This window comes from Pelagerythrobacter sp. Soil_C_18 (assembly GCF_057657235.1).
Genome location: NZ_JBDGIU010000003.1, coordinates 1 through 22,330, shown reverse-complemented (window position 1 = coordinate 22,330; position 22,330 = coordinate 1). Strand labels below are relative to the sequence as shown.

The window sequence follows — 22,330 nt, the reverse complement described above, 5'->3', positions numbered from 1 at the left end:
CCGGGAACCGGGACAACCCAGCGAATGACCAAGGCGATACAGCCTGTAAAGCAGTGCGGGACCCAGTTCGCGGACACCATCAGGGCCAGCAGTCTTCTTCACGACTGCATCAACAGGCCGGACAGAAGTCTGCACCCGACTAAGCGTCAGCACATCGCATTTTGCCCTTGCAACGCGGGAGCCATCCACAGAGGTCATTCCCTGCTTCGGATTAGCTCGCCAAAAGCTGCCCTACGTTCAGGCACTCGCCGGCGTCGGCAAGTGGGCCGCAAACAGACGGTTTGCTTTTCTGCACAGCTATCAGAAAGCTGTCCTTCAGTTCGACGTCCGAGATTTGCGACCAAGCCTTCGATCAAGAAACCAGCGACCCTGAAGCGACCTCGAGCCTAATCAGGTTCCGATCTCGGCGGATGGAATAATGCCGTCTTCAAGGAGACTCCAAAGCGCATCTATGTGTCCACTACCCCGTGAGATATCGGTTCCTGAAGTCATCACCACTGTGAGTGCGAGTGAAGGCACAATATAAATCATTTGCCCGCCATAACCCCAGGAATAATAGACAGGATGTTCACCAGCCTCGGCTATGAACCAACCATAGCCGTAGCTTTGCCCGCTCCAGGGCGAGGTCGTTGCGGGCGTCCAGCTTTCCTCGATCCAGCGTTCAGACACCACGCGATTGCCGTCAATTGTCCCGCCCAATCGGTATAGTTCGCCGAATCGCGCCATGCCTCGCGGGCTCATCGCCATCTGATTGCCGCCGAGATAAATGCCCTGCGGATCGCGTTCCCATTGAGGGATCTGGATGTCGAGCGGCTCGGCCAGCCACTGCTGTGCCAGCGCCCAAGTCGTTTGGCCCGAAGCTTCTGTCAACATGGCCGACAGCAAGTGTGTGCTGCCCGTGGAATACAGCATCGCGCCGCCGGGCTCTTCCACAAAAGGCCGCGACAATGCGTATCGGACCCAGTTGGGGCTCGAGACCCAACGCCCGTAATTATCGCCTGATGTGCGCTCGAGTCCGGCCTGCATCGACAGGAGATTGCCGACTGTGACTTGCTGGAGACGCGGGTCATAATTCTCCGGTGCGTAGCCGGCTAGCTCGCTCAGGACGGGCTGGTCGGTACCCTCGAGCACACCGCGTTCGATCGCGATGCCAACCATTGCAGAGATGACTGACTTAGACGCCGACTTTATATTGACCGTGGCATTGAGGTCAGGGCCGCCATTGAAGCGCTCTGCCACCAACTCCTTACCGCCACGCATCACAATCAGCGAGCGGAGATTGGGCAATTCGGCGGCGCGTTGCAGCGCCGCTTCGAGCCGCTTGGCATTTAGTCCGCGGGCCGGCTCGGCGGCCTCTTCCTGCACCAAAGCGGAGGACGGCTCGTTCGCCGATCCGCAACCTGCGATCGCAAGAACACAGGCGGGGATAAGCGCCTTCAGCCTCCGATAATGATGAGGCGAGTTCTTGGAAGACGTAGCTTTTGGCATGAGTGGGTTCCCAATCCCTAGCGTGCGCCCCAGTTCCTTAAGGCACCTCCACCGCCGACTAACCCCTGTCAGCATGACCCTATCTCAGACAACCCTAACCCGGCTTTGAATAAAGCATCTCGTTCACAGCGACAGACCGTCGGTTCTTGGATCGTCTTTTGCCCGCCCGCTTTAAGGCATAAATATGGAAAGCTGACACTCGGCCGAAACCGAAATAGCCGTCCAGAGCCGCCGACAAACTGGTCGCTCCCTGGCTGAATCAAGCCCGAGGAACTCCGCAAGATTGCTGCGTCCGTTCCTGGCGGGCCCGAGCCGAGAAGATCCTTCATGGGATTCGTATCGACTCGCAGTGCTGCCAATCTGGGCTGATCTGGCAGACGCTCACGATCGCTTCACGAATCCCTGCGCCCGTGCTCGATAACCTGCGTCTATAGGGTGAAGAATGGTCTCTCATAGGTTTGCGGCAAGCTCGATCGCTACTGATGGGGTGAACTCAAGCGAGCACCCCGTTGATCAAACATGATTTTGCTTCCCGGTCCGCGCGCCCCGCGCAGCCCCTGATTTTGGCTATCGCTCTGGCCGCCTCAGCCTCCTGCGCACAATCTGTTCGTGTCGAACCGCACCTAGGCGCCCCAAGGGAGGGCGTTGTCGCCGCCGCACATCCGGAAGCCACGCGCGCCGGGCTGGAAGTCATTGCTCGGGGCGGCAATGCAATGGATGCCGCAATCGCCGTTCAGAGCATGCTCGGCCTCGTGGAGCCGCAAAGTTCGGGTATAGGGGGCGGAGCATTTCTGCTCTACTATGATGCCGCAAGTGGCAAGATGTCGGCCTATAACGGGCGGGAGAAGGCGCCCGCCAGCGCCACGCCTGATATGCTACTTGGCCGCGACGGCACTCCGCTGCCACGCGGCGAGGCGATGCTCGGTGGACGCGCTACCGGTGTGCCCGGCGTGCTGGCGATGCTGGGGCAGGCGCATGCGGACTATGGCAGATTGCCTTGGGCGAGTGCGTTCGAAGGCACGATCACGCTCGCGCGCCGGGGCTACCCACTCACTGGGCGCACTGCGAAATACATCCATGGCCCCCACCCGCAGTCGAGCGCCGAGGACGTTCGCAGAGCTTTCCATGGCAGCGACGGCGAATTGCTCGGCGAAGGCGATCGCTATGCGAATCCCGCCTATGCCGAGACGTTGCAGTTGATTGCGGAGAACGGCCCTTCGTTCTTTTACAACAGCGACGAGATAGCGGCTCCACTAGTCGCTCGCACCCGCGCAGCGCCCCTACCCGGGGGAATGACCCGCGAGGACCTGCTCGATTATCGCACCCGGCGCAACGAGCCGCTGTGTCGGCCGTACCGAGTCTATCTAGTCTGCGTTCCTCCACCGCCGTCCAGCGGGGTCGCGGTCTTGCAGATCCTCGGCATTCTCGAAGGCACGGAGATCGCGGCCCTGGGGCCAGACGATCCGCAGGCCTGGTTCCTGTTCGCGGAAGCGAGCCGCCTCGCTTACGTGGATCGGGATCGATACGTTGGGGATCCGAACTTCGTCCAGGTGCCGGTCGACGAGATGCTCGACCCGACCTACCTCGCGAGCCGCCGCGCCATGATCGGCGAGATCGCCATGCCGCCGCCACAGGCAGGCAAACTCATGCTCGACGCGCCCGGGACGGATTCCACGCGTGAACCGGGGGGCACTTCCCATTTCGTGATTGCCGACACCGAAGGAAACGTCCTCTCGATGACGACAACCATCGAATCCTATTTCGGCTCGGGCCGCACCGCTGCCGGGTTCTTCCTCAACAACCAATTGACGGACTTTGCTTTCTCGCCCGTGGACGACGACGGGCGGCCTGCAGCGAACGCAGTGGCCGGCGGAAAGCGTCCCCGGTCCTCCATGTCGCCGACGATCGTGCTTGATCGCGAAGGCGAGGTGGTAGCCGCACTGGGTTCACCCGGCGGAAATTCCATCATCGCCTATGTCGCCAAGACGATCGTCGGAATGATCGACTGGAAGCTCTCGCCACCAGAAGCAATCGCTCTGCCCAACGTCGTTGCGCGTGGCGATTCCGTCCGCGGCGAAGCGGCCAAACTTTCACCTTGTATTCGTCGGAGTCTCGCAGCGCGGGGTATCGAAGTCCGCCCTGGAAGCGGTGAAGAATCAGGGCTCCACGCCATCTTCGCGAGCGAAAGCGGGTTCATCGGAGGCGCGGACCCGCGTCGCGACGGAACGGTTGGAGCTTCCAGGGCGGAGCCCGAGCAATGAGAGCTCCAGCCACTGCAATCGTTGTCGGAGCAGGCGTCGTCGGAGTATCGACTGCCTATGCTCTCGCCCGGCGCGGGATCGAAGTGACGCTGGTCGAGCGGCATGACGAACCTGCGATGGAGACTTCGCGCGCAAACGGGGCACAGCTCAGCTATCTCTATACAGACGCGCTCGCCAGCCCTGGCTTGCTGACGCAGTTGCCCCGGCTGGCGCTCGGATTGGTCCCGGCCTTCCGCATGCGTGCGCGTCTCGATCCCGGCTATCTCAGGTGGATTGCCCACTTTCTGGCGAATTGCACACCCAAACGTTTCCGCAGCAATACGCTCGGCGTTCTTCTACTGGCGCTGGAATCGCGCACGGCGATGGATGAACTAATCGAGCTCCATCCGCTCGACTTCGGCTACCGCGCGGCCGGAAAAATGCATGTCTACCGGTCCCAGAGAAGCTGGGAGGCTGCCCAGGCCGTCGCCGCGATGAAGGCGGGGCCCGGCGTGACGCAGGCGGCGCTGTCGCCAGCGGAAGCCGTGGTGAGAGAGCCGGCGCTTGAGTGGTCGGCACCAGGCATAAAAGGTGTGCTCTATTCGCCGGACGAGGCGGTCGGCGATCCGCATCAGTTCGCTCGTGCGATGCGCGATCTCCTTGTCAGTCACTATAGGGTGAGGTGCGCGTTCCGACAGACGGTCGAACGTCTGCACATCGATGCAGATCGGGCGGTTGCCGTGGGCACTGACGGCGCGGAAATGGCGGCCGACATCGCGATCGACTGTTCGGGCGCCGATGGGGGAAAATTGCTGCGCCAGTTCGGGGTCGCCCTTCCGATTATGCCCATGAAGGGTTACTCTTTCACGGCTCCGACAACAACCGCTTCCCCTTTGATCAGCATTACCGACGTCGACGCACGCATTGTCTTCACGCGGCTGCGTGAGCGAGTTCGCGTTGCCGGTCTTGCGGAACTCGGCAACGCAAGCCGGACGGTGGACCCCAAAAGGCTGGAGACATTGCTCGCAAGCGCGCGGCAATCAATGCCGCAGGGCGCTGCATTCGAGCAGGCGGATGGATTCTGGGCCGGGCTCCGGCCAATGACGCCCGATGCACAGCCGCGAATTGCGAGGCCGCACCCGCGCCTCGCCTACAATCTTGGCCATGGCGTCCTCGGCTGGACTCTCGCGATGGGCTCGGCCGAGCGCTTGGCTCGCCTCCTTGTTCCGGAGAACCAGTCCCGATCCACGAAGGAAGAACTATGAGCACAGATGCTTCAAAACCCGCGGTTCCGCTGAGCAAGACGCGTCGGGCTGGCGCGTTCCTGTTTCTGTCCGGGCAGCTTCCGCGCACGCCTCACGGCGGAATGTGCAACGGCACGATCGAGGAGCAGACGAGACAGGCAATTGCGAACATGCAGTCCTTGCTACATGCCGAAAGCCTCGACCTTGGTGACGTGGTAAAAACAACCGTTTGGCTGACTTCGGCCGAACATATGGCGGGAATGAATGCTGTTTACGCGGAGCTCTTCGCGCCCCCGTATCCGACCAGATCGACTGTCGTGTCCGGCCTTGTCGCCGAGGCTGACATCGAAATCGAGGCCGTGGCCTTCGATCCTCAGGCGGTCTAAGGCAACCCAACTCCCGATTTACTCGGCAAACGCGCGCAGGTTGCTCACGCCAACCGCGGCGGCGCCGGGCCTGCGCGGATCAGCGGCGCCGAGAATCTTGCCGTCTTCGAGCATGATGGTTTGGGCGCTGCCGATCGTATCGCGCACCTCGATTTCATGCCCGAGGGATTCCAGGACACGCAGGGAATCGATGTTGAAGCCAGGCTCCAGCTCGAGCTCCGAGGGCTTCCAGTTCTGGTGCAGGCGCGGAGCGAAGGTCGCCTCGGCAATGTTCATGTCGTGATCCACGACGTTGAGGATGATCTGCAGCACCGTGTTGATGATCGTGCTGCCGCCAGGTGATCCAACCACCATGTATGGTTTGCCCTCGCGGAACACGATCGTGGGGGTCATGCTCGAAAGCATCCGCTTGCCCGGCTCGATCTTGTTCATCTCGCTGTTCGAGAAGGTCGCGCCGGGTACGTTCACCCGCAGTGAGAAATTCTTGATCTGGTTGTCGAGCAAGAAGCCCGCGCCTTCCACCAGCGCACCGGACCCGAACGACGAGCCGAGGGTGTAGGTGTTGGAGACGACGTTGCCCTGCTTGTCCACGACGGAGAAGTGCGTGGTGTCGGGGCTTTCCCCGGCGAACGGGTCGAAAGGCGAGATCATCTCGGGCGGAGTACTGCGTTCGCGCGAGATCAGCCTAGCTCGCTCCTGAGCATAGGCTTTCGAAATGAGTGTTGAGACGGGGTTCTGCACGAAATCGGGGTCGCCCATCGACTTTCGGCGATCGGCGTAGGCGAGCTTCATTGTCTCCGATAGGATGTGCACGGTCGAGGCGCTGTTGTGTCCCATCTCGCGCAAGTTGAATCGCTCAAGCATGTTGAGCATCTCGAGCAATGCGACGCCGCCCGAACTGGCCGGCGGCATCGTCACCACCTGCAGGCCGCGATAGTCGGTCGCGATGGGCTCGCGTAACTTGGCTTCGTAGGCGGCAAGGTCACTTGCCGCGATCAGGCCGCCTTGTGCTTCCATGTCCGCAACGATCCGCTTCGCGACCTCGCCGCGGTAGAAATCGTCGGCGCCCGCGGTGGCAATGCGTTCGAGCGTCCAGGCAAGCTCCGGCTGCCGGAGTTTCTCGCCGAACACGTAAGGTGAGCCGTCGGGCTTGAAGAACGTCGCCATCGCCGCATCAGAGATCTCCAGTCGCTTCCGGCCCCAGCGCAGCGCCTCGGACAGGTCGCGAGTCACCACGATCCCGTCGCGGGCGATCTCGACCGCCGGGCGCACGACCCTTTCCCACGGCAGCGACCCCCACCGCTCGTGTGCGAGCTTCAAGCCGGCGACGGTCCCCGGAACGGCGGCCGCCATGTGGCCATAGTCGGCGTTGTCCTTGCGACGGCCCTTGCGATCGAGGAACAGCTTGGCCTCGGCCGTCGCCGGCGCCGCCGAGCGATAGTCGATCGCGACGGTGCGGTTCTCGTTCGCAAGGTAGACGAGCATGAACCCGCCGCCGCCGAGATTGCCGGCGCGCGGCAGGGTCACCGCGAGCGCGAATCCGGTCGCCACCGCCGCGTCAACAGCATTTCCACCCTCGGCAATGATCTGCGCACCGATCCGGCTTGCCAGCTGGTTTTGGCTTACCACCATCGCCTCGTCGTCGACGACCGGGTGGTGGATCGTATCGTAGTCGAGGAGTTGTTGCTGTCCCGCGAGCGGGGCGTGCGCCATGGGGGACAGGCACAGAGCGATCGACGCGACGGCGGTGGCAAGGCGTTTCATCGGATGTCTCCCCTCAGGTTGCGAAGAGTTGGGCCATGTCCCGGAAGGTCTTGAACTCCAGCGCGGTGCCGGCCGGCTCACGGACAAAGAAGGTGCCTTGCTCGCCGGGCTTGCCGGCAAAGCGCACGTAGGGCTCGATCAGGAACTCGACCCCGCGATCACGCAAGCGCCGGGCGAGGTTCTCCCATTCGTCCCATTCGAGCACCACACCGAAATGGAACGCCGGCACGGCATGGCCGTCGACCGGGTTGGTCGGTGTGCCCTCGCCAGCATCGACGAGGTGTGCGGTAACCTGGTGGCCGAACAGGTCGAAATCGACCCAGCGGCTGGCTTCGCGCCCGACGCTGGCGTCGATCGCCTCGACCATGAAGGCGCGTGTGGCGGCGAGATCGGTGGTCGGAAATGCGAGATGGAACGGCTGCATGCTCAGTGCCTCCTTATTCCGTGGGTAGGGCCATGTAGGTTTCCCGGTCGATCTCGCCTTCCCAAGTGGCTACCACCGTCGCGACCGCGAGATCGCCGGTAACGTTCGCCACCGTGCGCATCATGTCCAGAATGCGGTCGAACGGCAGGATGAAGCCGACTACGATCGCCGTCTGCGCCGCGCTCATGCCAATGACGTCGAGCACGGCTGCCATCAGAAACAGCGACGCCGAAGGGACCGACGCCGTACCAACGGAGACGAGTGTGGTCGTCAGACCGATCAACAGGTAATCGAAGACATCGAGAGGGACGCCGAAGGCCTGGGCAGCGAAGAGGGAGATCATAGCGACGTAGAGCGCCGTTCCGTCCATGTTGACCGTTGCACCAAGCGGCAAGACCGAGGAAGCAACCGGCGGCTGAATGCCGAGGTTGTGCTCGGCGGCCGAGAGGCTGGCCGGCAACGTCGCTGAGCTCGATGAGGTCGAATAGGCGACCAGCTGCGGCTCTCGTACGCCGCGGAAGAATGGCAGCACGGGGAGCCTTGCGAAGAACTTCACGATCGCCCCGTGGACTAGCAGCATCTGCAGAAAGCAGCCGAGATAAACTGCCACAGCGAGCAGAAAGACGTTGAGAAACGTGCCTGGGCCCACCGTGCCCATTACCCAGGCAACGAGCGCGAAAACTCCGAAGGGAGCGACCTCCATCACGATGCCGGTGACCTTGAGCATGGTTTCCGAACCTGCATCGAATAGATCGGCGAGCGGCTTGCCGCGCTCGGCCGCCAGAATCAGCCCCGCCCCGACCATGATCGCGAAGAAGATCACTGCCAGCACGTTGCCTTCGGCGAATGCGGCGAATGGATTTTCAGGAACGATGCCGAGCAGGCGATCCGCGAGCGAGCCGGGTTCGCCTACTGTCATCGCCTCAGCCCCGCTGAGGTCGATTCCCTCGCCTGGCTGAAAAATGAGGGCGAGAATGATGCCGATCACGATGGCGAAGAAGGTTGTACCAAGATAGAGCGCGATCGCCTTTCCACCGATCGAGCCGAGGCGCTTCGGGTCCTTCATGGCCGTGACGCCGGCAACGAGCGTGACGAAAACAAGGGGAACGATCAGCATCCGGATCATCCGGATGAAAAGATCGCCGATCCACTTGATCTGCTCCGCTGCTTGCCCGAGCACAAGCCCGGCGAGGGCGCCGAGCACCAGAGCCGCCAGAATCCGCTTCCACAGGACGATGGCAAACCAGCGGCGAGCGAGCGAACGGATCATGGGCAGGTTCCTGGTGGAGGTTGGCGCAGCAGGGCGCGCCCGGAGCGCACGTCCGTAGGCCGGCCGTTCTCGATGGCCAAGCTGCCGTTGATGATGAGGTGAAGAACGCCTTCCGAGAGCTCCTCTGGATCGGCATACCCTGCCCGCGGCACGAACTGCCCCGCATCAATGACGACGACGTCGGCGAACGCACCCGCTTCGAGATAGCCGCGGTTGGTCAAGCCGAGCGTGTCGGCCACCAGGCCGCTGCTTCGCCGGACGAACGCGGGCAAATCGAGCTTTCCTGATGCGACGAGATCGCGGTAGGCCTTGGGATATGTCGCATACTTGCGTGGATGGCCGGTGCTGCCGTCGGAGCCGGTCATGACCCAGGGCTGGACTGCGAACGCATCGATATCCGAAGCCTTCATATTGAACGAGGCGACCCGCGCATCGGAGTGCCGCAAGATCATGATGGCGGCCTCGATCGGCCCGGATCCCGTCGCTGCGGCGATCTCGGCCAGCGTCATTCCATCCCATCGGGCAGCGTCGCCGAGCCCGCGCGTGACCAGAAGCGTCTCGGCGCCCCCGCGGCGGCGCAGGTTCTCCGCCATCTCGACGTTCAGGCGAGCGGCCATCTCCGGATCATCGAATCGCGCACGCAACCCCAGCATTCCGCCATCGAGCGCCCAGCGCGGAACGAGTGCATTGCTGATCCGCGTGCCCGAGGCGCGCCAAGGGTACTGGTCCGCTGTCACCGGTTGCCCGCGTTCTCGCGCCCGTTCCACCATGTCGATGATCTCATCGCTCAATCCCCACACGTCCGGGCCGAGCGCCTTGATGTGCGCAATGTGGACCGGTGTGCCGGCCTCGCGGCCGATTGCGATCGCTTCCGTAACGGACGCCTTGAGACCGGCCGAATAGCTGCTCTCGTCGCGGAGATGACTGTCGTAAATCGCGCCGCGCTTGCCCGCCTCGTGAGCCAAGGCAACGATTTCTTCGGTCTGGGCAAAAGACTGCGGCGCATAATGCAATCCCGTGGAGAACCCCAACGCACCCTCACAAATGGCGCCGCCCACCCGTCGCTGCATCGTTGCGAGCTCGTCCACCGTCGGTGCGCGGTCGGCTTCGCCGAGCACTTCCTCCCTCACAGGCCCGAAGCCGACCATCAGCCCCACATTGGTACCGACCCCTGCTACCTCGAGCCTTGTGGCCGTCTCCGCGATGTCGGGGGGGCCGCCGCCATCGTTGCCAATCACCACGGTCGTTACACCCTGGTACAGATAGGCAAGGTTCCCCCGTCGTTTCGGATCGTCGGACAGGAGGTCTCCACCGGCGTGCGTGTGCGGATCGATGAAGCCGGGCATGACCAGCAACCCCGACGCATCGATCGTGTGGGCCGCACGCACCGCGGTCTCGCCGTCAGGCCCGACGTAGACGATGCGGTCGCCACGTATCGCGATGTCGGCTGTCCTGCCCGCCGCACCAGTCCCGTCATGAACTTCGCCATCGACAATGAGTAGATCGGCCAGCGGCGGTTCCGCTACCGCTTCGCCTAGAGGGGCCGCGAGCAACGCTACCGCAAGGCGGCTCGCAATCTTGCGCCGAGTCTTCATGCTTGGCCGCTCAGAACCGCTTCCGAACGGACGCATACCAGTAGCGGCCACGGCTGGAGTGTAGTGATCCCAAGTAGCCGAAGCTGCTGTCGGCGATCGGCGGCTCCTCGTTCGTGATGTTGCGCACGCCCAGGCGGAAGCGTGTGTTGTCGAGCGCACCCTTATCAAAGGTGTACTGCAGGTAGACGTTGGCATAGGCCCAGTCACCAACCACCCACTGTGTGCCATCGTCTAGCGTCGCCCCGGTGTCCTTGACCGAACTGACGTAGCGGCTGAACACGCCGGCCCCGAAATTGCCCAGACGCCAGGTGAGTGATCCGGACAGCCGCCAGCGCGGGTTACCGTTCTGACGCAGCAGGCCTTCCGCTCCATCCACCACGAAACCCTGGAAGATTTCACCCGCGGCCTGCGCGTCGATGATCTCCTGCGCTTCGGGCGATGGCTCCTGGTCAAAGCGAAGGAGATGCGCAGCGTTGAGGCTAAGGGAAAAGTCACCGGCCGCTGTATCGTCGATCTCGTAGAGCATCGTGAAATCGACGCCCTCAATGCGGCGCGGCAGCAGATTGAGGTAGTTGTCGAGCACGCGGACGATCTCGCCCACCGGCTCCAGCCCGGTGCCCGCGAAGTTGTCGATGTCTTCCTGCGTGGGCGCTTCGCGGATCACCGCAGGATTGTACGAGCCGCGGGTGCGCAGCAGATAGTCGTAGGCAATCTGGTTGTCATCGCCGAAGATGCCGACGACATCATCCTGATTGATGCGCCAGTAGTCGACGGTAGCAGTGATCCGACCGAAGCGGTCGTTCGCGATCCTTGGCTGGAGCACAACGCCGAGGCTGTACGAGTTGTTGGTCTCAGGCCCCAGCGTGTCGCTGCCCTGCCGTTCGCTCACCACCGCCTGCGAACGGCCGCAGTCGTCCAGGCTGCTGATCCGATCGGCGCGGAGATCCGCCTCACAGCGCACATAGTCGAGCCGCCCGTTACTGCGCTCTAAGCCGCTTTCGTTGATCTGAACCAGATTTGGCGCACGAAAGCCTTCGGAATACGATCCGCGAAACTTGAGCCACGGGAATACCGTCCACGCGGCTGCGACCTTGGGTTTCAAAATCTCGCCGACGTCCGAATAGCTTTCGAACCGCGCTGCGGCCTGCACCTCGAACGCCTGAACAAGCGGGATATCCATCGACGGGCTGACGACCGGAATGGCGAATTCCAAGTATGCAGAAGCCACATCGCGATCGCCCGAGGAGTCGGGCGTAGCGCTGGAACCCAGCAGGTCGCTCGTGGAAACATCGCCGGAGATCGGATTGGTAAATGTGATGGTGCCGTCGAGACGATCGTCGCGGTCATCCTTGAAGGATTCGTAGCGAAACTCACCGCCGAAGGCGACGCCGACACCTCCTGCGGGCAGCGAGAACAGATCCGGGCGCGAAATGCGCAGGTCCCACATACCGAGCTGTGTCTTGTTCGTGCGATAAGCGTCGACCGTAATCGCGTCGATGATCGCCTGCTCATTGCGCGTGGCGTCGCCGTTGGAGAAGTCCTCCAGATTGCCGCCGTTGAAGACATTGTAGGCCATCGGCGTTTCGAGCGCGAGCGACTGCTGCAACAGCGTGTTGCTGATCCGGTTCGACTTGTCCTCTGTCTTTGCTTCGGACCAGAGGACGGCCGATTCCCAGTTCCACCCCTCGACTTCACCGCGAAGCCCGGCGAGCAGGCGATAGCTGGTGTTCTTGACTTCGATTATCTCGGGCCCTGCATCGACGAACCGGTAGTCGTTGAGGATCATCGCCACGCCCTCATCGGGGATGTCGAGTCCGGGCAGGCGATTGGGGTTCGCGCTGCCGTCGGAGAAGTGAGTGGGGCCAAACGGGTTCCAGTAGTTGTTGGCCGGCACAATGATGTCGACGGCCGTCAGCGGCGCATCGGCCTCGCGGTGGGTCGTGTAATCCGACAGATAGAGGCCGGCTTCGGCAAAGACTTCCAGCCCGCTGTCGAACTCGTGATTGGCGAACAGAAACGAGTTGAACCGCTCCGTATCGCCGACGATCCAGCGGTCATGCGCCAGATTGTAGCGGTACATCCGATCCTCGTCGTCGACCGAATTCTGCGTGCTGTTGTCTGCGCACAATCCATTACCGAGATCTGCGACACAACCCGCAATCGTATCGGGTTGGATATGCCAATAGTCGCTGGGCGAGGTGATGGCCGTGCCGTTCTGATGGACGGTTGCGCTATAGCCGTAGAGCTGGAACTCGCCGAAAGGCGAATTGGTCGAGCGATTGTCGAAGTCGGTGTCGCCCTCAAACGGCGTTCCTTCGACCAGCCATCGAGTATCGTAATTGCGGGCATACCGCCGGTCGCTCGCTGGCATGCCCTGTCGATCGAGATAATCGACGAATAGGGAGACATTCGTGCGGCCTTGGTTGAAGGTATGTCCCAGGGCAGCATTGCCGCTGAATTCCCGGAGCGACGTGCCTTCGGACCCGCCGTACTGGATTTCTGCGGTCACGCCGTCGAAATTGTCGCGCAGCACGGTATTGACCACGCCGCCCACGGCATCGGTGCCGTAGATCGCAGCCGCGCCGTCACGCAGCACTTCGAGCCGGCGAACCCCGGCAACCGGGATAGCATTGGCATTGACCGAGGTGACGGGAACGAGGTTCTCCGTCTGATAGCCGGGGTGGAGCACCATGCGGCGGCCATTCAGCAACACCAGAGTGTTACCGGTGCCCAGCGAACGCAGGTTGATCGAGGCGACATCCCCGCGTGCGTCATTGATTCCACCGGTGGTGCGCTGTTCGTTGAAACCAACGTCGCCAGCCTGCGGGATGGCACGAAACAGCTCGTCGCCGGAGGATGCGGCTATGGCATCGATACCGTCGGCGTCGAGCACCGTGACCGGAAGCGTGTCCGTGATCTTCGATCCCTTGATCTGGGTTCCGACGACCACGATCTCGGCGTTCCCCTCCGCTTCCTGCGGCTCCGGAACCGCGACGGGATCGGGCTGGGCAAACGCTGGTGCCGCGAAACCGGCTGTGGTCGCCATGAAGAATGCGCGCATGAGAATGCGCTTCGAGCGTGTCATCAGCTTCCCTCCCCTGGAAGAATGGATGTCTAGCGGCCGTGTGACCTGTTTCACTTTTGTGGCACTGCGGCGATCGAGAAGGCAAGGAAGCCAGCGCGACAAACCCTTCGCATCGATATAGCCTGGGGTTATACGCTCTGCCCGGGTCTCGTGCCCAGGATGTCTTCTACCGTGTCGAGAAAGTCCGACAGCAGCGGCGCTTCGGCGTTCTCCTGAAGAAAGTATGCGGAAACCGATGAAAAGATTGGCGTCCGAAACGGATAAAGGCCGATATCCTCGCTACACAGGTCGCGTGCGGTGAACTCGTCGACCACCGTCAATCCTACACCGCGCTCCGCCAGCGCGAGGGCGACGTAATACGTCCGCGCAGTGACGATCTCGCGCGGTACGATACCGAGCCGGTCTATCTCGTCGACAAGCACCGCGCCGGAGGGCCCGCTGTCCCGAAGCCCGATAAAGTCCCGTCCTGACAGGTCCTCGATATCGACGACTCCATCGGCGGGAACGAACTGGTCCTTTCGTGCCGCAACCAAGAGTTCGATCTCGCCGATTTGCCGAACGGCTAGCCGCGACTTGGCGGCCGTTCCGTATCCGATCGCGACGTCGCATTCACGCTCGTATAGCGACGAGGCGATGTCGCGTGTGTGAAGCGTGTCGAGTTCGAAGCTGACGTCGGGATGGTCGGCCAGGAGACGCGCGATCGCCTCCGGGATCACGCCAAATCCCAGCGAAGGCAGCAGCCCCAGTTTGATGTGTCCGCCTCGGCGCGAACCAATGTTCTGCGCCGTCCGCCTCAGCGAACGGATCATCCGATAGACCTCGTCCACTTCGCCAAACAGCTCGTGCCCCGCGTCGGTGGGCTCGAGACGACCTTTGCTGCGCCGGAAGAGCTGATAGCCGAGTTGATCCTCTGCATGGCGCAGCACCTTGCTAACGGATGGCTGGGAGACATTCAGCTCCTGAGCGGCGCCGGTGACTGAACCCGTGCGATAAACGGCATAGAAAATTTCGATGTGTCTGAGGCGCATCGGCTTTCTTTACCGGCCCTCTGACAGCACGCAACCGTTCCGGCCCCGTCGGCTGACGGCATTGCGAAACCGTGGCCGCGGTAATCCGATCGTCCCATAGGTCGGGTCGACTTAGAGCAGCGCGACGCCAGCACCAGGGAGACGTCGGATGGGAAAATGATTCGTTGGGCAGCGCGCAACTAGGCGGCAACTTCATGTGCGTTGTCCGCGATGCTCAGGCGCCCGTTCTTCCTGTTGTAAGCGAAGGACAGTTGCAGAGCATCGGGCAAACTGTTCAATGACGGAGCGAAAGTCGGATAGCTACCGCTGGGGAGGTGCTTCGCGGACCGCAGGGTACTCTTTATGGCCGCAATGCCACCGCAGGTGTGGTCAACATGATCCCCGCGCTGCCAACCGATGAGCTCGAAGGATCGATCCAGGGCGAAGTTGGCAGCTACGCCACCCGGCGACTGCGAGGCATGCTCAATGTGCCGCTGGGTGACACGCTCGGCGTTCGCATCGCCGGTCAACTGACCAAACGCAAAGGGTTCGACTACAACACGTTTACGCAGGAGGATGTGAACGGCCGTGATCTTTGGTCCACTCGCGCCACCTTGCAATGGGAGCCGAGCGACCGCTTCCGCGCCAACATAATCTGGCAGCACTTCGAAGAGGACGACAACCGCTCGCGTACGGGCAAACAGCTTTGTCGCACCGATCCGGGACCTGAAATGGTTGGCGATACTCCGGTGCCTGAGGCGGTGCGCGGCAAGCTCAGTCAAGGTTGCTTGCCCGGCTCCCTTTACGATGACTCGGCGTACGGAGTGCCGAACGGGCTCAGCCTGGTTTATCTTGAGGTCCCCTCTACCATTAGTCTCGGCTTCCAATCCGACCCCAGCGCCCCCCGAGGTGTTGGCCCTCTTGTGTACGCCGTAAAGGGTGGCGATCCCTTCGCCGGAGTGACCCAATCCCGCAACCTGCGGGAAATCTCAACCAGTTACGACCCGGTGTTTCGGGCGAAGAATGATGTGGTTCAGCTCAACCTCGAGTTTGAACCGGCCGATGGATTGCAACTGATCTCGCAAACAGCTTACTCGCGAGATCGCTTCTACTCGACGCAAGATTACAATCGCTTCGTCACGAACCCTGTTTTCAACGATTCCACACAAGCCCTCGTCAACATTTTTGGCAGACCCATAGACACCACCGAGTTTCCTGGTCCTACGCCGGGAGGCATTTTCTGTGATCCGCAGCTCGGATGCTCTGATCGGATGGTGTCCGCTGATCTCAGCCGTTCGCGCAACCGCCAGTGGTCGCAGGAATTCCGTCTCCAATCCGACTTCGATGGACCGCTTAACTTCAATCTCGGAGCGAATTATTTAGATTTCAAGTCACAGGACGATTATTACGTTTTCAACAACATGTTCACTCTGATCGCGGACTGGTTCTACAGCGCCAGCGGAGTTCCGCGTCGTCCTACCCAGCCACCATGCGATCTGGGATTTGAGGGGCGGGAGTGCCCCTACGTTGATCGTAACTCAATCGAAAATCTAGATAATCAAGGGCATAATTACTTTCTCAGCCAGAACGGAATCCGAATTAAAAGTCTTGGGATATTCGGTGAAATCTATTGGGACATTGCTGATGATTTGAAGCTGACGCTTGGAGCGCGATATACACGCGATAGGAAGGTATCGGATCAGATCCCAAGTCAATTGCTGCTGGCGGGCGGTACGGAAAATCCGTTCGGGCCGGAGTTCGTCGGCGACATCACGGGCGGACGAGTAAACAGCGGCTATCCGGCGCTTGCAGACATTGAGCAGAAATGGGGTGAGTTCACAGGGCGTGCGGTACTGGATTGGCATCCGGCACTCGATTTTACGGACGAAACCCTCGTCTATGTGTCCGCGTCCAGGGGCTACAAAGGGGGCGGGACCAATCCGCCTCGAGTGGATTTCAATCCTGAGATTGTGCAGTATCAGTTTCTGCCTCAGACGTTCCGGCCGGAATTTATCAATGCATTCGAGATCGGGACGAAGAACGCCTTTGACGGTGGTCGACTGACGCTGAACGCCAGTGCCTTCTTCTACGACTACACAGACTACCAGATATCCCAGATCGTAGATCGCATCGCCTATAACGAGAATTTTGATGCGACGATCTGGGGGCTCGAGTTCGAGGCGGCGTGGCGTCCATCCCGTGCATTTAGTCTGCACGCGAATCTGGGCTATCTTAGGACGCGGTTGGGAGACGGCGCGCAGTCGATCGACGTGATGAACCGGACACAGGGCGATCCGGATTGGGTTCTTCTTCGCCCGTGGCTTCAGGTCCCGTCGAACTGTATCGCGCCGCGCGAATTCGTTGAGCAAGTTCTGGCGGGACCGGAAAATACTATCGCTTTGGCAGCACTGTGCCCTGGGGCTACTCGAATAGGCACGTATAATCCGGCCGTGGATGTTCGCCTTAACCGGTTCTACGAAAGATACGGCTTCACGTACGATCCCTTCGCGCCATACAATCCGGGCACGGTCGGTTTGGATATCGCCGATGGCGGCAGCGGCGCCCCCAACGGCGGGCGCGGCTTCTATGCCGACTTGTCCGGCAATGAGCTGCCCAACGCCCCGCGCTGGACGATGAACCTCGGCGCGCAGTACACCTTCTTCCTGGAAGACGACGATTGGGAGCTGACCTTCCGCGGCGATTACTACCGCCAGGCGAAGAGCTACGCGCGGATCTACAACACCGAATACGACCGGCTGAAGGCATGGGACAACCTGAACCTCGCGGTGACGCTGGAGCGCCCTGAGTCCCAGCTCGCCTTCCAGCTCTACGTGAAGAACGTGTTCAACGACGCGCCGATCACCGACTTCTTCACCAACAGCGACGACACGGGGCTGACGAGCAACGTCTTCACCCTCGATCCGCGCATCATCGGCTTCAGCGTGACCAAGGGGTTCTAATCGCTTCCTCAGAACTTCAGCCGACTGTCGCCCGCTCCTCCGAGCAGCAGCATCGGCCCTCTTTTAAGAGCGAAATAGCCCAGCCGCATCTCCCTCTCCCCGAGAGGGCCACTGGGCCGATGCCGATACCTGGCCTCTCCCAAGGATCGGCATCGGCTCTTCCTTTGTGGATCAGGAGGGCACATCGTACTGCCCACACAAGCCCTTGTCGCCCATTCGGGGCGGCTTACCAGCTCGGCCCAAGTGTGACGTTCAGGAAGTGTCCGCAGTCCCGGAAATGACCGCCTTGAGGCGCAAAACGGCCGGACAAGCCAAACAACAAAGTTTGCCAGGATCGCCAACAAAGTGGGCGTTCCTCATCTAAAACGCACATGTTGAAAGCTGATGGGGTGGACGCCCCCCGACGGCATCTATGTGCCAAAGTGGAGGTGTTGAAACACCACTGAAGGAGGCGTCCGTGTCGGAAGTTACCACAATCGGTCTGGATATCGCCAAGAACGTTTTTCATGCGCACGGCGCTGACGAGCGCGGTGCGATGATCTTCAGTCGCAAACTGACGAGAAGGAAGTTGCTCGACTTCTTCGCCGGTCAGCCGGCGTGCATCGTGGCGCTCGAAGCTTGCGGCGGTGCCCATCACTGGGCACGCGAGCTGCAATCGATGGGGCACGAAGTGCGACTGATCCCGCCGGCCTACGTGAAGCCGTTCGCGAAGCGGAACAAGAACGATGCAATCGATGCCGAGGCGATCTGCGAGGCGGCGCAGCGCCCCGGCATGCGCTTTGTTGCAGTGAAGAGCGAGGAGCAGCAAGCCGCAGGGCTCGTGTTCCGCACGCGCGATCTGGTGGTGCGTCAGCGCACTCAACTCGTCAATGCGATCCGAGGCCACTTGGCGGAATATGGCTGGGTGGCGCCGCGCGGGACTGCGCACATGACGATGCTGGCTGACCTTCTCGAGGATGAGGAGATGGGTCGACCTTCTGGCCGAGTTGGACAAGCGGATCTCCGTGCTTGACCGTGAGATCGCGCGGCGCGCGAAGGAGGATGAAGATGCCCGGCGGCTGATGACCATCCCTGGCTCGGACCCATTGCCGCCACGGCCATCATCGCGCTCGCCCCGCCTGTCGAGACGTTCCGCAAGAGTCGCGACTTCGCCGCCTGGCTCGGCCTTGCGCCACGTCAGCACTCGACCGGCGGAAAACAGAGGCTTGGCAGCATATCGAAGATGGGCGAGCGGACCATCAGGCGGCTGCTCATCATCGGGGGCAGTTCAATGGTGCGTCAGGCATGTCGCTTTGGCGCGCCGGCCGGATCGTGGTTGGAGCGAATGCTCGCACGCAAGCCACGCATGCTTGTCTCAGTCGCGCTCGCTAACAAAATGGCGCGCATGGTCTGGGCGCTGCTGACCAAGAAAGAAGATTACAGAGCTCCGGAGGCGGTCGCGGCGTAAGCCGGGGCGGCAGCCAGAGGCGTCGGGGACGTAGGCGATCGAAGGAGGGTATGGCACAACGGTCGGCGAGACGGGGCCGGAAGAACCAGGGAACGGCAGAGCGCTAGCCAAGCGCGTAAAGCTGAAATGGATCCGGTCCGCGAACTCCCATACTGGCCCGCAGCTATGGCGCTGCTCATCAAGGCCGGACAGATGACAGCATTCCGACTACGTGCCAAAATACCTAAAATTACTGCTTGCATCCGAAGGGGCGTCCACAGATGCCGTACGTCAATCACTTGGTTTGTGATCAAATCTGGGTCGGCGGGGGAGAGGCAGGTTTTGGGTGGGCCACTCAAATATCCAGCGGTTTGGATGGCAGGTGCGAAACTCGCAGTTTGATTTGGCGGGCAGCTAGCGCCCGCGCGCCCGACGGTCGCGTCGGTTCATCTGTTCGGTGTCGGACGGATCAGGGTGCGTTCCCCCGCCTTTCCACTCGCCTGAGGCCAGCCACTCTTCGAAATAGTAGAGCCATGTAGCTGCCCAGGGCACGAACGTTTGATCTATCCGCATCGAAGAATCCCATTCGAAGGCCTTCGGCAGCATGAGACAAAGGCGCAATGGGTCGCGATAAACGTGCGGGAGTTCTCTGTCGCCTGCCAGTTCTGAAAGATCAGGCTCGATAACAAAGACACGCGGAGTGGTACCCTGCCGGTATTCGATGCGGACAGAATACTCTCGACCAATCAGGCTCGGTCTGACCTTGTATTCCCAAGTGAGTGCACCGGCGTGAAGTCTGCCGCTGCCACTACAAATGGGGTTCTTGCGCAGGAACAGAAACTGCGCCGCTGCTGTTAGGCGAGACTGGCGTGAAGCGAACAATCTAGTCACCAAAGAAGGTGTTGGGCTTGACCGGCGTCGCGCTAGGCATAGCAGAGGTAGTCAGCCCAACCACAGGCGCGACGAACAGCTTTTTGTCGGCGCGTGCTGCGGAGATCGCTTCGGTCCGTTTGTCGATAACCTCCCGCACCAGAGACGGCCCCAGACTATCATTCAGGCTCTTAGTAAGCTGATCCATGCCTTCCAACCCGGCCAGTCCTTCGAAGTCACTCAGCGCCTTCGCATGCCATTCGTAGAAAGCAGCGGCGCGCTGGGGTTCGGAGTTCCACCGATCGGCAAAATTCTCGCCTTTGGTCGTCTCGTTCTCAACAACGTAGATGCGCTGGCCCGATACTATTGGCTTGTCGATGAAGTGCGGCATCAAGCGGATCGTCGCCACGAGGACATCTAGCTCTGATTCGAAGGTGAAGTGATCCACACAGAACTCATACGACCTTGCGGCCAGCGTCGTGATGATGATCGAGATGGGGGCGATGTCGTCCGTAACGCGCAGAAAGTGCAGATCTCGATGTCTCTTAAGGAGTGGGGTGTATCCCCTTGCCATACGTAATGCTATGAGCTATACAATGGGGTATGAGCACGAAGCCCCTCACCACCGCCCAGTTCTTCCGCCAGTTTCCGGACGACGAAAGCTGCCTCCAACACCTCTTTGAAGTGCGGTTCGGCCAAGGCTTTGCGTGCCCTAAGTGCGAGCGCGAGACCAAGTGGTTCCGGATCAAGGCTGAGCGCGCCTATTCCTGCCAGTTTTGCGGCCACCACCTGCACCCGACCGTGGGCACTCCGTTCGAAAAGACGCGCACCTCGCTGCAACTGTGGTTCTATGCCATCCACCTGTTCACCACGACGCGCCACGGTGTCAGCGCCAAGGAATTGCAGCGCCAACTTGGCGTTACCTACAAGACAGCATGGCGCATGGCCGCGCTCATTCGCGAGCACATGCCAACTGTAGACGGCGAGCGTAAGCTCGGCGGCAAAGGCAAGCATGTTGAGATCGACGAGACGCTCGTGGGCGGCAAGCGCCTCGGCAAGGGCAAGGGTCGCCATCTGGAAAACAAGACGGTCGTGCTCGGCATGTTGGAGCGTGGCGGCGAGGTCATGACGATGGTAGTGCCCGACGTGAAGCGGGCAACCCTCCTGCCGCCAATCAAAGCGAATGTGCGAGAGGGCAGCACGGTCCATACCGATTACCTGCACAGCTACTACGTGCTTAGGAACGAAGGTTACGCCCATGCTCGCGTGAACCACAACGCGGGCGAGTATGTAGGCAAGGACGGCGCTTCAGTGAACGCGATCGAGAATTTCTGGCGGCATCTGAAGTGCTCGATCAACGGAACTCACACCAGCGTTAGCCCCAAGCACCTGAACCGCTACGTCAAAGAATTCGAGTATCGCTTCAATCGTCGCAATCGTCCGGAGACGATGCTTCCGGAGCTTCTTTCGACTTTCCGGCCATTGAACGGATAATCTGCTCGAACTCGGCGGGATCGCCAACCTCGCCTTTGTGCTCGGCGATGAACTGGTTGAGCTTGTTTTGCTCGATGGCTTCGCGAAGGCTGAGCATCAGAAATCCTTGAGCGAATAATCAATGGATGGATGATAGAGAACGCCGTCGTTCTTGGATGCCACCATCATCTCACCAGTGTAATGATTTCCCGCAATATCTTCTAGTCGGATTTGGAACTTAACGCTTCTTGTCCAAGTTGGCAGCGCATCACAGGGCTGGTTTTCAAACACGCACAACAGTACGCCATATGCAGCGTCACCTGCCGGAATGGGAGATTCCGTCTCCTTAACGATCCACCGATCCGCGGCTACCTTGATCTCATTACCCCCTTCAGGGCACATGGTTACGTCACCATGCATAGCCATTATCCGGCCATACTCCTCATGATCGTCGGGGTATTGCGCTGTTACAGACCAATTTCTACAAATCGTCTGCCGTTCACCTACGTTGGATATTTCAACGAAGAATAACACAGCCGCGCCAGGAGGGGGGGCACTACCGCCCCCCCATATGCCATGGAATTGATTCTGCACTCCAGCCGATACGGGGAAGCCAGTTGTGCGACCCTTAGATTTAGCGCTTCAACGAGCGACCGCTCTTCGTCTCGCTGGCGGTAAGGAGATGCAAGCATTTGCCAAAAAAGCACGGTGAGGAACACCACCCCGACTGCTGCGAAGCCGTAAACCAACCAGGTCTGTATCTCGGCGTTCATCGCATCTGGCCCCGCCACCAGATAGTGCAATGCAAAACCCACGACGGGGACAAGTATGACGCTGGTAAAGAGGTTAGCGCCCCCGCCAAAGAACCGCATGGTCTCGCGCCAACCGCGGTAAAGTGCGCTTTCTGGCTTTGGCCCGTCCATCCGAGCATCATGACATGACTCCATCGGAGGAGTCGAGTTCGAACGTATGGCAACGGGATACACCCGTAAGGAGTTGCACCGTCCGTCGCAGAACCCCTTTATTTCCGCTGTGGATAGGAAAGGGCTCAACGGATGCCTGCGTGGATACACCATCGGTAATTGTTTTCGCTAAACG

15 protein-coding genes and 1 pseudogene are annotated in these 22,330 nt (G+C 60.8%); 6 read left to right on the top strand and 10 right to left on the bottom strand.

Going from position 1 to position 22,330, the window contains the following annotated elements; translation table 11 throughout:
• Positions 1–390: 390 nt before the first annotated feature.
• Positions 391–1,488: a serine hydrolase domain-containing protein gene (locus AC3A5N_RS08240; RefSeq protein WP_487736840.1), complete on the bottom strand. Its 1,098-nt coding sequence runs from the start codon at positions 1,486–1,488 to the stop codon at positions 391–393.
• Positions 1,489–1,997: 509 nt separating this feature from the next.
• On the opposite strand from AC3A5N_RS08240, the gene ggt (AC3A5N_RS08235) reads away from it, so the two are divergent.
• From ggt (AC3A5N_RS08235) to AC3A5N_RS08225, 3 genes are read left to right on the top strand one after another with little or no spacing between them, the layout of a single operon-like run.
• Positions 1,998–3,749 (top strand): gamma-glutamyltransferase, encoded by a 1,752-nt coding sequence (gene ggt, locus AC3A5N_RS08235; RefSeq protein WP_487736839.1) that lies wholly within the window; start codon positions 1,998–2,000, stop codon positions 3,747–3,749.
• The gene (locus tag AC3A5N_RS08230; RefSeq protein WP_487736838.1) at positions 3,746–4,993 is read left to right on the top strand and encodes an FAD-dependent oxidoreductase; all 1,248 of its coding nucleotides are present in this window, start codon (positions 3,746–3,748) and stop codon (positions 4,991–4,993) included. The genes ggt (AC3A5N_RS08235) and AC3A5N_RS08230 overlap by 4 nt, the downstream gene beginning before the upstream one ends.
• On the top strand, positions 4,990–5,358 hold the full coding sequence (locus tag AC3A5N_RS08225; RefSeq protein ID WP_487736837.1) for a RidA family protein: 369 nt from the start codon (positions 4,990–4,992) through the stop codon (positions 5,356–5,358). Before AC3A5N_RS08230 ends, AC3A5N_RS08225 begins: the two co-directional genes overlap by 4 nt.
• 18 nt (positions 5,359–5,376) lie before the next feature.
• Here the strand turns inward: AC3A5N_RS08225 and ggt (AC3A5N_RS08220) are convergent, their stop codons facing one another.
• The 6 genes from ggt (AC3A5N_RS08220) to AC3A5N_RS08195 form a co-directional block, all read right to left on the bottom strand.
• Positions 5,377–7,122, bottom strand: a complete 1,746-nt coding sequence (ggt, locus tag AC3A5N_RS08220; protein ID WP_487736836.1) for a gamma-glutamyltransferase — start codon at positions 7,120–7,122, stop codon at positions 5,377–5,379.
• A gap of 13 nt (positions 7,123–7,135) precedes the next feature.
• The gene (locus AC3A5N_RS08215; protein ID WP_487736835.1) at positions 7,136–7,546 is read right to left on the bottom strand and encodes a VOC family protein; all 411 of its coding nucleotides are present in this window, start codon (positions 7,544–7,546) and stop codon (positions 7,136–7,138) included.
• 13 nt (positions 7,547–7,559) lie between these two features.
• Positions 7,560–8,816 (bottom strand): dicarboxylate/amino acid:cation symporter, encoded by a 1,257-nt coding sequence (locus AC3A5N_RS08210; RefSeq protein WP_487736834.1) that lies wholly within the window; start codon positions 8,814–8,816, stop codon positions 7,560–7,562.
• Entirely contained in the window at positions 8,813–10,411 is a 1,599-nt protein-coding gene (locus AC3A5N_RS08205; RefSeq protein ID WP_487736833.1) for an N-acyl-D-amino-acid deacylase family protein, read from the bottom strand. The genes AC3A5N_RS08210 and AC3A5N_RS08205 overlap by 4 nt, the downstream gene beginning before the upstream one ends.
• Positions 10,412–10,421: 10 nt before the next feature.
• Complete coding sequence (locus tag AC3A5N_RS08200) at positions 10,422–13,496, bottom strand: TonB-dependent receptor domain-containing protein (protein WP_487736832.1); 3,075 nt, start codon at positions 13,494–13,496, stop codon at positions 10,422–10,424.
• A 128-nt stretch (positions 13,497–13,624) separates the two neighbouring features.
• Positions 13,625–14,524, bottom strand: a complete 900-nt coding sequence (locus AC3A5N_RS08195; RefSeq protein WP_487736831.1) for a LysR family transcriptional regulator — start codon at positions 14,522–14,524, stop codon at positions 13,625–13,627.
• Positions 14,525–14,898: 374 nt separating this feature from the next.
• Here AC3A5N_RS08195 and AC3A5N_RS08190 point away from each other — a divergent pair, with 374 nt between their 5' ends.
• Both AC3A5N_RS08190 and AC3A5N_RS08185 read left to right on the top strand, forming a co-directional pair.
• Positions 14,899–17,463 carry a TonB-dependent receptor domain-containing protein gene (locus AC3A5N_RS08190; protein WP_487736830.1) on the top strand — a complete coding sequence of 855 codons (2,565 nt, stop codon included), beginning with the start codon at positions 14,899–14,901 and terminating at the stop codon, positions 17,461–17,463.
• 457 nt (positions 17,464–17,920) lie between these two features.
• A pseudogene (locus tag AC3A5N_RS08185) lies at positions 17,921–18,910 on the top strand (IS110 family RNA-guided transposase).
• 393 nt (positions 18,911–19,303) lie between these two features.
• Here AC3A5N_RS08185 and AC3A5N_RS08180 read toward each other — a convergent pair.
• The gene (locus tag AC3A5N_RS08180; protein ID WP_487736829.1) at positions 19,304–19,771 is read right to left on the bottom strand and encodes a type II CBASS E2 protein; all 468 of its coding nucleotides are present in this window, start codon (positions 19,769–19,771) and stop codon (positions 19,304–19,306) included.
• A 1-nt stretch (position 19,772) separates the two neighbouring features.
• Positions 19,773–20,333 (bottom strand): hypothetical protein, encoded by a 561-nt coding sequence (locus AC3A5N_RS08175; RefSeq protein ID WP_487736828.1) that lies wholly within the window; start codon positions 20,331–20,333, stop codon positions 19,773–19,775.
• Positions 20,334–20,362: 29 nt separating this feature from the next.
• Here AC3A5N_RS08175 and AC3A5N_RS08170 point away from each other — a divergent pair, with 29 nt between their 5' ends.
• A complete protein-coding gene (locus AC3A5N_RS08170; RefSeq protein ID WP_487736827.1) occupies positions 20,363–21,253 on the top strand; it encodes an IS1595 family transposase in 891 nt (296 codons plus the stop codon).
• Positions 21,254–21,349: 96 nt separating this feature from the next.
• Here the strand turns inward: AC3A5N_RS08170 and AC3A5N_RS08165 are convergent, their stop codons facing one another.
• Complete coding sequence (locus AC3A5N_RS08165; protein ID WP_487736826.1) at positions 21,350–21,766, bottom strand: hypothetical protein; 417 nt, start codon at positions 21,764–21,766, stop codon at positions 21,350–21,352.
• Positions 21,767–22,330: the final 564 nt, after the last annotated feature.